Here is a 10,222-nt window from a genome sequence, read left to right on the forward strand (position 1 = left end):
TTCTTTAATTTCACGTTCCATTTGCTTCATTTTTTCTTGATCAGATATCTGTTGTACTTTAATAGGATTTTGCTGATCTAAATGCTTTTGATGCCAGGCACGAAGTGTTTCAGGAGTACAACCAATCTTAGGCGCAATTGCTGTGATTGCAGCCCAAGTAGAAGGATAATCTTTTTCAGATTCAATCAATAATTGAACCGCTCTTTCTCTGATTTCAGGGGTATATTTTAATTTTGTCATCGAACCTTGCGAAGCAGTGCTTCTCACTCAGAATATTGACTCTCCGACAAACCCGGTACGGTTCAAATTCCAATTGGGTGTTGTAGCTCCGTAAGTAATTGAGTGTTAATAATAATTGATCCTCTATAGCTAAAGTATGAGGACGCCCTAATTTCTTTTTAAGTGATTCTGCTTCTTTTAAAACTTCGACCATTTCACTAAAAACTGCTCGAGGTACACCAACCAAGCGCTGGAATTCAGAATCTGAAAAACGATTTAATTTCTGATATTTCATGAAATCTATATTGAGGCAGTTTTTACTTTCGCAAGAGGTCTATTGTTCCAACTTTTAGCTACGCTCCATTAGATAATTTTTTTGAGCAACTTACACACAAAACTACAAAAAACAAATATTTATTTCATGCTTTAAATTTATTCTATCCAATTAATAAATAAATTCTTTTTATTATATTTAGAGTTCTTTTTCTTCTGGGCAGTTGCTCCATTTTAACAGCATGTATGGTGGTCGGTCAGACCGCATCTGAACAAGTTCCCAATATTATCATCCAACCTGAAATTCCTCCTGCCACACCAGCACAGCATCCTGCACAAAAGATCATTTATGTACCGATCCCTATGCCTGATTCTACGCAGACCGGGATGCAAAAAGTCAAAATTAAAACCTACGATGGGCGTTGCCTGGGTTTGAATCAGAGCAATCAACGCGAACTTCTAGCATCACGTTGCCATGATGGTCACAATCAGCAGTTTATTTTTCAGCCCGATCAAAGCATTACCGTACAAGGCAAATGTCTAGATATAGCGGGCAAAATAGAACATGACGGGGCTGCGGTTATTGGCTACTCATGTAACGGACAAAGTAATCAAAAATGGTATCTCGATGGTCAGCGTATTCGCAGTGTAGATACGGATAAATGCTTAGGACGTGTCCTCATTTGGCTTTGCACCAAATAAATATGCAGGCTATACGGATCATAGATTTATAATTGCGTGCTAGTTTATCAAATCGAGTTGCAATAGCACAGAAATGTTTTAATCTCGCAAAAGCATTTTCAACTAAATGTCTTAATTTATATAGATATTTATCAAACTCCTTATTCGATCTTTTACTGTTTGATCTCAATGGAATAATGGGAATCATATCCTTGTTCTGGGCATATATTCTAATGTGCTCAGCATCATACCCCTTATCAGCAATGAGATAAGTTGCCTCGCCTACAGTATCAATCAGTTGTTTTGCAACTTGACTGTCGTGGACGCCACCCCCAGTGATTTTAAAATCAATCGGTAATCCATTCGCGTCGGTTGCAAGATGTATTTTTGTTGTTCGTCCACCACGTGATTGTCCAATTGCTCTTTCGAAACCATTCCGAGCTCCACTTGCATGTTGATGCACGCGTATGTAGCTTCCGTCAATGAATACCCATTCTTGATCCAAGACGCCTCGTAATCTAAAAAAAATTTATTCCACAATCCCTTGCTTGCCCAACGATTAAAACGATTATAAGCAGTTTGCCAAGGACAAAATTCTTGAGGAATATCACGCCATGTGGCGCCTGTACGCAGTTTCCATAAGATCGCTTCCATGATATTTCTACTATTCTTTGAACGGTAGCAACCATGTAATCGCATAGTATCTTGAATTTGCTGCCAGATATCATCGGTAAGAAGAGTACGTGCCATTGAAAATATAGAAATAAAAATAACTCAAAGGAGGATTTTAAGTATTTAAAACCAATTCTTCAAATGAGGACACGCCCTAGATATTTATAATGGAAAAATGAAAATGTATAGCTGCAATCAAAATCGTGGGCAGAAATTTAGTTTTATTCGCCTGTCCTAAAATGCATTGATCCATCTATTTAAAGTAATTCACTTTTCTCTCCTTTTAAGGAGAGGATTGAAAAAAATCAGATTAAGGCTGCTGACTAAATAAATTATAAATGACTTTTCTCAGCCATTGATGACTGGTTTGATGATGACACGACGTATGCCAATATTGGCGTACCGGATAGGTTGGAAAATTTAATGGTGCATTCACCACCTGTAAATTCCCACGCGCCAATAATACCTCACTTAAATAATAAGGCACTGTTGCAATCATATCGGTTTCCTGCACAATTAAACCTACACCCAAATAACTCGGGATACTGATTAAAACATTACGTTTTAACCCACGATTGATTAATTCATTCTCAATATGGTAGTGCCCAATACTGGTATCGACATCAACATGTGACTCACGGATATACGCCTCGATATCTAAACTTTTTTCACAAATTCTTGGATGATCTTTACGGCTAATCACCACATAATATTGTGAAAATAATTGTTGTTGATAAAAGCTCTGTTCTAATTCCGGTAAAAATCCAATCGCGAAATCAATTTCACCATTTGCCATTTGATAGCTGGTTTCACGGGTAATGGGGCGGATTTTAAAACGTACCGATGGCGCATAGTCTTTTAAAAATTTAGTGAGTTTAGGCAAGAGCACCAAGTGCGAAACATCGGTCATGGCCAAAGTAAATAACTGATCTGAATGGGTTGGATCAAAATCGACTTTAAAATTATTCACCATTTCAATTTTATTGATAATTTCACTAATGGGTGAAAAAATCTGTTTCGCCAGCTCGGTGGGCAGCATTTCATTGCCGACCCTTAAAAATAATGGGTCATTAAAATGCTGGCGAATTTTATTCAAACAGTTACTGACTGCCGGCTGGCTCATCCCCAACACATCTGCCGCAGCAGAGACATTTTTTAATTTATACACATAATAGAAAATCTGTAGCAGCTTGCTATCTAGCTTAAACATCTTAATCTTTCCTTAGAATCAGTTTCACTGCTCAGTTTTCATCCTCACTAGCGCCAAGATTTTAATTTAGAGCTATGCCCAATACCCACATTAAAACAATTGGTGGGGTCTAACTTTTGATAATGCTGCTTTAAGGCCGGCTTCGCCACATATAAATGCCCAACATTATGTTCTGCAGGATACTCTGCCCCACGGGCATCAAGCAATGACCACATTTGATGTTCCATCGCCAAAGGGTCTACGCCTTTTTTAATAATATAGTCCTGATGAAATACATGACACAGAAAATGCCCGTAATACAACTTATGTATAATCGCCTGCTCCAACTCTTCGGGCAAGGTTTCAAACCATTGCTGATCATTACGTCTTAATGCAATATCTAAAGCGACAATGTCTTCAACTTCATCTCCATGCGTATCACGATAACGAATCGCAGCACCTGCCACGGCAAAACGGTGTAAAAATGCTTTACGTCCTTCATCTTCAGTACACAGGAAAAAATTACCCGAACTGCGGGTGACAAAATAATCCAGCAGAAATTGCTGGACTGCGGCAACATCTTGCTGCTCAATACGCAAAATTAAGTGATGCTCATACAAATCACGAAATTGATTCATGCGTTCAGGCAAATGATTTGGCAACAGTTTCGTGATCATTTGCAAAACTTTATCCGACAAGCCACGCATGCCCCAACGCGTCAAAAAGCCATCGACTTTGTCTTTCATGGCGAAAGCGGCAGGTACTTTACTGGTGCCAAATTTCTCAATAAACAAGAAACTGTCTTTGCCGTATTCTGCGCCAATGTCATAGGCATCCCGGTGAATATACTCGCCTGCAATCGGTACACGCGGCAAATCACGTAATAAAAAACGGCGGATTGCGGTTAAATCATCCTGCTGATTGCTGCCGATATAAAATACCTGACTCGGAATTTTCTCAAAGGTATCCAAACGCACCGCAAACACACAAACTTTACCTGCCGAACCCGAAGCTTCAAATAAACGACTCGGGTCGGCATTAAAACGTGCAGGAGTATCGGCATCGACTTGCGCAACATCATGTACATAACGCTGATCTGAAGCACAACAATATTCTGAATATTCAATATCTTCAGGATGATATTGTTGTTGCTCAAGTTTGGTTAAAATTTCTTCTGGCGAGCTTCCTAAATTCACGCCCAAATGATTGATGAGTTGCAACTCGCCCAGTTCATTGACTTGTGCATATAAGGCCAACTCAGTATAGGCAGGGCCGCGTCTGACCAATGCACCGCCTGAATTATTGCACACCCCACCCAACACCGAAGCGCCAATACAAGATGAACCAATGACTGAATGTGGCTCACGTTGATGCGGTGCCAGTTGTTGTTCCAAAGCATCTAGCGTTGCACCGGGCAAACAAATCACTTGCTTGGCATCATTGATGAGCTGAATACCTTTTAAACGTTGGGTATTAATCAGAATTACAGGACGGTCATAGTCATCACCAAAAGGTGTAGAACCACCCGTGAGCCCTGTATTGGCAGCTTGCATGATAATAATGCAATCTGCCGCCACAGCCACTTGTAACACTTGCCACTGCTGCAACAAAGAGCCTGGCGTGACCACGGCAAAAACCCGCCCCTCGCCAAAACGTCGCCCTTGACGATATAAACGGGTATCTGATTCATGGGTCAATACATGCGCTTTTCCCACGATATTGACCAAGTTTTTAAGGGTTACGGCAGCATCAAATGGTGTTGCAGAAGAAATTGTCTGTGGCATGGTGTGCAAGTCCTGAAACAAGGTGAAAAATACAATTGAGCGATTCAGCCAAACACATCGGTTGATGGATTGATCGCTCTTGCTGGCAATTTAGCCTTTCAGTTGACGCTCAAGTTGTACCAAACAATCTGAGTTAATCGCTTGAATGTTTTTAGCACCCGTTAAGGTCATTGCGACTCGCATTTCTTTATCAATCAATTCGAGTAAATTACTCACACCCGCCCCACCTGCAGCGCCTAGTGCATAAATAAAGGCACGTCCGAGCATACAAGTATCCGCGCCCATCGCCAACATGCGCACAACGTCTAGGCCATTACGAATACCTGAATCTACTAGAATTTTTAGATCCCCTTTCACTGCATCGGCAATTGGCGGTAAAGCACGTGCAGTTGAAAGTACACCATCTAACTGACGACCACCGTGGTTAGACACCACAATTCCATCAGCGCCAAAACGCACAGCATCTTTAGCATCTTCTGGGTCTAAAATGCCTTTAATGACCATTGGGCCATCCCAGAATTCACGAATCCACTCCAAGTCTTTCCATGAAATAGATGGATCAAAGTTATTGCCTAACCAGCCAATATAATCTTCAAGTCCTGTTGGCTTGCCTAAGTATTTAGAGATATTGCCCAAGTCATGTGGACGCCCTAGTAAGCCGACATCCCATGCCCAGTTAGGATGCATCACCGCTTGCATATAGCGACGCATAGCAGCATTTGGCCCGCTCATGCCCGAATGTGCATCACGATAACGTGCACCAGGCACAGGCATATCTACCGTAAAGACCAAGGTTGAACAACCTGCTGCTTTGGCGCGTTCCAAAGCATTGCGCATAAAACCACGGTCACGTAATACATATAACTGAAACCACATTGGGCGTGAAATGGCAGGCACCACTTCTTCAATTGGACACACCGACACGGTAGATAAAGTAAACGGAATACCTTTTTTGTCAGCTGCAACTGCGGCTTGTACTTCACCACGGCGCGCATACATGCCTGTTAAACCCACAGGTGCCAACGCGACAGGCATTGACAGGGTTTCATTAAATAAAGTGGTTTCTAAACTTAAAGCCGACATGTCATTCAATACACGTTGGCGCAAGGCAATTTGTGAAAGGTCTTCTACATTTCTTTTCAACGTTTGTTCCGCGTACGCACCTCCATCAATATAGTGAAATAAAAATGGCGGTAAACGGCGTTTGGCTGCTTCGCGGTAATCATTCGCAGAAGAAATAATCATGGCGCTATCCTGTTTAATCGACTCGCACGCTGACGACGCGCATCTTCCTCGTCTATCATGCGTACTTGTTGAACTACAAATTCAATATGTCCACACACTGCCGTACGGGCAGCTTCTGGATCCTGACGTTCAATTGCATCCATCACTTGAAAGTGCTGATCATGCAACTGATCGAAACGGTGGGCTTCGGTATAAACTTTACGTCTGCCCAAAACTACGTTGTATTGCAACAAATCAAATAAGCCACGCATCATTTGAATGAGCACCAAATTGTGCGATGCCTCGGCAATTGCCAAATGAAACTTGGCATCGGCAATTGCCGCCTGATCGTCATCACCCAAAATCTGAAAATGAGCGATTTGCTCATAACAGGCACGGATGTTTTGCAAATCTTCTGCAGTTGCTCGCTGTGCGGCATACCATGCAGTTCCACCTTCAAGTACCATCCGCGCTTCCTGCACATCAAAACGATAGGCAGGGTCTTCATCAATCAGGTTACTTAAAGGCTGCACAATTTGATATTGCGACCAATTGGTAGGCAGTTGTTGCAAAAAAGTACCCGCTCCAACTTTGCTGACCAGCATGCCCTGACTGGTCAATTGCTGAATAGCTTCACGCAAAGAGGAACGGGAAACCCTGAGTTGTTCACATAACTTTCTTTCGGCAGGCAATCGGTCTCCGACTTGCATCTGATTTTTTTCAACCAGTGTGCGCAGGTCTTGAACAACTTTGTCGGAAACTTTCATGCGGCTATCCTCTTGTACATATGGTTATGGAATCATCCATGGGAACACATAAGCTTGTAGAGTGATAATAATACCGATCATTACGGTGAACGTGATACTGTGTTTCACGGTAAAGCGGAATAAATCCGATTCTTTACCGACTAAACCAACAGCCGCACAGGCAATTGCAATCGATTGCGGTGAAATCATTTTTCCTGTTACCCCGCCACTGGTATTGGCAGCAACCAACAGAACTTCTGGCACGCCAATTTGCTGTGCGGTTGTGGCTTGCAAGGCGGCAAATAAGGCATTGGCTGATGTATCTGAACCTGTCAAGAACACCCCAATCCAGCCTAAAAATGGCGAGAAGAAAGTGAAAGCATTACCTGTGTGTGACAAAGCCAGTGCCAAAGTCGCAGACATACCTGAATAATTGGCAATAAATGCAAACGCCAACACCATCCCAATAGAATAAATTGGTGTTTTTAGCTCGTTGATGGTTTCTGCAAAAGTTTTAACAGCTTCACGCGGTTTCATTTTTAAATAAATGATGGTGATGATGGCTGCAATCATAATCGCGGTGCCTGTCGCACTGAACCAGTCAAACTTAAAGATCGCATCGTAGTCTTTGACTTCTGCCACTACAGGCGGCATTTTTTGTACCAGTTGATGTAAAAATGGCACTTTGATGGAAATCACCCAGTCATGCATCGTCCCGTCTTTGGCAAACAAATCTTTAAACGGTTTGATACTCCAAATGGTCACCATCGCTGTTAAAACCGCAAAAGGCGACCATGCTTTGATAATCTGACCGATGCTGTATTTTTGCTGCTGTTCTGCAACTAAATTGGCATCCACTTTTGTATCCACATCGCTAAAACGGAAAATGTGTTTAGGCTGCCAGAATTTGAACAGCACCGTTAAACTGACCAAAGATGCAATTGCTGCGGTAATGTCGGGCAATTCCGGACCCACAAAGTTGGAGGTCAAGTATTGAGCAATCGCAAAAGCACCACCACCCACCAACACTGCAGGCCAGGTTTCCTTCACACCACGCCAGCCATCCATAATGGCCATAATCCAAAACAGCACAATCGGCACCATGAATGGCAACTGACGTCCAACCATCTGGCTAATTTCCATAGTTTCTACACCCGAAACCTGACCCGCCACAATAATTGGAATCCCCATTGCGCCAAACGCAACAGGTGCGGTGTTCACAATCAAACATAAACCCGCAGCATATAAAGGTTTAAAGCCTAAACCTACCAACAAAGCTGCAGTAATTGCCACTGGCGCCCCAAAGCCCGCTGCACCTTCTAAAAATGTGCCAAATGCGAAGCCCACCAGTAGCATCTGGAGACGCTGATCTTCTGTAATCGACAGAATAGATGAGCGAATAATGTTAAATTGCCCTGTTTTTACAGAGATTTTATATAAAAATAATGCGCCTATAATAATCCATGCGATTGGCCATAAACCGTAGAAAAAGCCATAGATCAATGAAGCAAAAGCCATTGATGCAGGCATGCCATAGGCAAATAACGACACCAATAACGCCAAAATAACCGTAATGGTTCCCGCAACACTCCCCTTTAGGCGAAATACAGCCAATGCCAGAAAGAAAAAGATAATCGGGATTAATGCAATAAGACTCGAAATCCAAATATTTGCCATTGGATCGTAGATCTGTTGCCAATGTTGAAGCATTGTCATCTCCTTGAAATGCTCACTCAAACGTAAACATAGGTCTAAGCATATAGATAAAATTCTAATTTTGGTCTGACCAATATTGAGATAAAAACACAATACGACTCAATATTGCCCACAAATAATAATTTTATTGCATTAAATGTCAATATTGGTCTGATGGCTTTAACCAATGGTCATACCAATTTAAATCAAAAGAATATTTACTTGCGCCGCAAAAAAACAGGATGCAGAAAAATTTACACTTTGTTTTCTCTTTAATTTTTTTAAAAGTAAGACACCCTAAATTTTTCCAGTATAGATTTACACGACTTTAGTCTAATGCAGACTTCAAGACACCTTTGCTGCACAAATACTCAATGCTCTCCCCGATCCTTCAAATTGAAGTGACAATTTTTTTGGGGGAATTTGGTTTTGTTGTACAAAGATGTAAAACATCGTACTTGTCTAAGTGACTCAAATTTAAGAGACCGCTTGGGTATGAGGTCGGCCTAATTCAGTGAATTTATTGAGGACTGCCACACGTGCATGAATCTCATTGACTTGGCTTTGAAAGCTCCTTGCACTCAGTTTATCGCCCAATAATTTAATGCAATGTATCTTGGTTTCTACCAAGCTTCGACGATGATACCCAGACCACTTTTTCCAAATGACTCTTCCTAGGCGTTTGACCGTTTTCAATAATTCATTCCTCTCTATAGATCTCGCTTGCTTGTCTTTCCAAGGCTTTGCATTTTTTCTTGGCGGAATCACTGCATGTGCTTGTCGATCGGAAATCACTTGTCGGCAGTATTTCGTGTCATAAGCCCCATCTGTATAGACAGAGTCGATCTGCTCATCCAGTGGAATTTGAGCGAGTAAATCTCCAAGTACCTGCGAATCACTGACATTGTTCGTAGTCAGCTGTACAGCACGTATTTGCAGTGTTTTAGCATCTATACCAATATGGAGCTTACGCCATTGCCAACGATATTCAGACTGATGTTTCTTACGTTTCCATTCGCCCTCACCTAAAAACTTCAAGCCAGTGGAGTCGATGAGTAGGTGAAGTCCATCACGACTTTTCTGATAGCTAATCGCAATATCAATCGTCTTTTGTCTGCGACAGAGGGTCGTGTAATCTGGTGCGGTCCAATCCAGGCCACACAGCTTAATCAAACTTTGAGTAAAGCCTGTGACCATACAAAGAAAGACGGAATAGAGATTTGATCATTAAACAGCATTGAATCGCTGTATCGGAATAAGTTTGATTTCGTCCGTGCTTGCCTTGAGGTTGTGCATACCATTGGGCCTTAGGATCAAACCAGATTGAAATATTTCCTCGGTTAATTAAGGTTCGGTTATACGAGGACCAATTGGTTGTACGGTAAATTTTAGGTGCAGGCTTCTTCATCTGGAAATTATATTGCCGAAGAAGCCTTCAAGAATAGCTTTGTGCAACAAAGCCCATCTTTACTAAAAAATTATTGTTTGGCTTTAATTACCATTAAAAATGGAGGTGGTGTTTTAAAAAGTATGCTGACATTAAATGAAGCCATTATTGATGTAAAAGAAAGTTAAGTCGAAGGCTTTAAAATGGTTTTCAAGCTTTTTGGAGAAATTACAACTTCTTCTAAAACCACGCCTTATTCGATGCCTTATTTTGCAATTATTACCTTCAATTCCTACAGTAAATAACTTACCAATACTTTGCTTGCAGTTTTTAAAAGCAGTGATGAAACTGT

At 41.5% G+C, this 10,222-nt stretch carries 10 protein-coding genes and 2 pseudogenes; 2 read left to right on the plus strand and 10 right to left on the minus strand.

Going from position 1 to position 10,222, the window contains the following annotated elements; genetic code table 11:
- Together G5T77_RS08775 and G5T77_RS08780 are read right to left on the minus strand one after the other, a co-directional pair.
- Window positions 1–240, minus strand: a 240-nt coding sequence (locus G5T77_RS08775) for a transposase (RefSeq protein WP_252719419.1), incomplete at its 3' end; no start/stop codon positions are given.
- A gap of 67 nt (window positions 241–307) precedes the next feature.
- Window positions 308–514: pseudogene (locus tag G5T77_RS08780) on the minus strand (IS5/IS1182 family transposase); the annotation flags it as partial.
- Window positions 515–738: 224 nt separating this feature from the next.
- Here G5T77_RS08780 and G5T77_RS08785 point away from each other — a divergent pair.
- The gene (locus G5T77_RS08785) at window positions 739–1,194 is read left to right on the plus strand and encodes a ricin-type beta-trefoil lectin domain protein (protein WP_171523003.1); all 456 of its coding nucleotides are present in this window, start codon (window positions 739–741) and stop codon (window positions 1,192–1,194) included.
- Here the strand turns inward: G5T77_RS08785 and G5T77_RS08790 are convergent.
- The 7 genes and pseudogenes from G5T77_RS08790 to G5T77_RS08820 all read right to left on the minus strand — a co-directional run bounded on the left by G5T77_RS08790 (window position 1,172) and on the right by G5T77_RS08820 (window position 9,891).
- A protein-coding gene (locus G5T77_RS08790; protein WP_240904181.1) for an IS5 family transposase occupies window positions 1,172–1,923 on the minus strand; the annotation gives its coding sequence in 2 pieces (ribosomal slippage) (window positions 1,172–1,689 and window positions 1,689–1,923; 753 coding nt in all). The genes G5T77_RS08785 and G5T77_RS08790 overlap by 23 nt on opposite strands.
- A gap of 232 nt (window positions 1,924–2,155) precedes the next feature.
- Window positions 2,156–3,055, minus strand: coding sequence for a LysR family transcriptional regulator (locus tag G5T77_RS08795; protein WP_166134713.1), 900 nt, complete (start codon window positions 3,053–3,055; stop codon window positions 2,156–2,158).
- Window positions 3,056–3,102: 47 nt separating this feature from the next.
- Window positions 3,103–4,818 carry a D-lactate dehydrogenase gene (dld, locus tag G5T77_RS08800; protein ID WP_166134710.1) on the minus strand — a complete coding sequence of 572 codons (1,716 nt, stop codon included), beginning with the start codon at window positions 4,816–4,818 and terminating at the stop codon, window positions 3,103–3,105.
- Between the two features lie 90 nt (window positions 4,819–4,908).
- Complete coding sequence (gene lldD / locus G5T77_RS08805) at window positions 4,909–6,063, minus strand: FMN-dependent L-lactate dehydrogenase LldD (RefSeq protein WP_166134707.1); 1,155 nt, start codon at window positions 6,061–6,063, stop codon at window positions 4,909–4,911.
- Window positions 6,060–6,809: a transcriptional regulator LldR gene (lldR, locus tag G5T77_RS08810; RefSeq protein ID WP_166134704.1), complete on the minus strand. Its 750-nt coding sequence runs from the start codon at window positions 6,807–6,809 to the stop codon at window positions 6,060–6,062. The genes lldD and lldR overlap by 4 nt, the downstream gene beginning before the upstream one ends.
- Window positions 6,810–6,833: 24 nt before the next feature.
- Window positions 6,834–8,504, minus strand: coding sequence for an L-lactate permease (gene lldP / locus G5T77_RS08815; RefSeq protein ID WP_171521889.1), 1,671 nt, complete (start codon window positions 8,502–8,504; stop codon window positions 6,834–6,836).
- A gap of 456 nt (window positions 8,505–8,960) precedes the next feature.
- Window positions 8,961–9,891: pseudogene (locus G5T77_RS08820) on the minus strand (IS5 family transposase).
- Here G5T77_RS08820 and G5T77_RS08825 point away from each other — a divergent pair.
- Window positions 9,876–10,058 (plus strand): hypothetical protein, encoded by a 183-nt coding sequence (locus G5T77_RS08825; protein WP_166134695.1) that lies wholly within the window; start codon window positions 9,876–9,878, stop codon window positions 10,056–10,058. The pseudogene G5T77_RS08820 and the gene G5T77_RS08825 overlap by 16 nt on opposite strands.
- On the opposite strand, the gene G5T77_RS08830 is transcribed toward G5T77_RS08825, so the two are convergent.
- Window positions 10,023–10,222, minus strand: a 200-nt coding sequence (locus G5T77_RS08830) for an IS1 family transposase (RefSeq protein ID WP_252719420.1), incomplete at its 5' end; no start/stop codon positions are given. The genes G5T77_RS08825 and G5T77_RS08830 overlap by 36 nt on opposite strands.

The sequence above is a fragment of the Acinetobacter sp. GFQ9D191M genome (genome assembly GCF_011174875.1).
Classification (GTDB): Bacteria; Pseudomonadota; Gammaproteobacteria; order Pseudomonadales; family Moraxellaceae; genus Acinetobacter.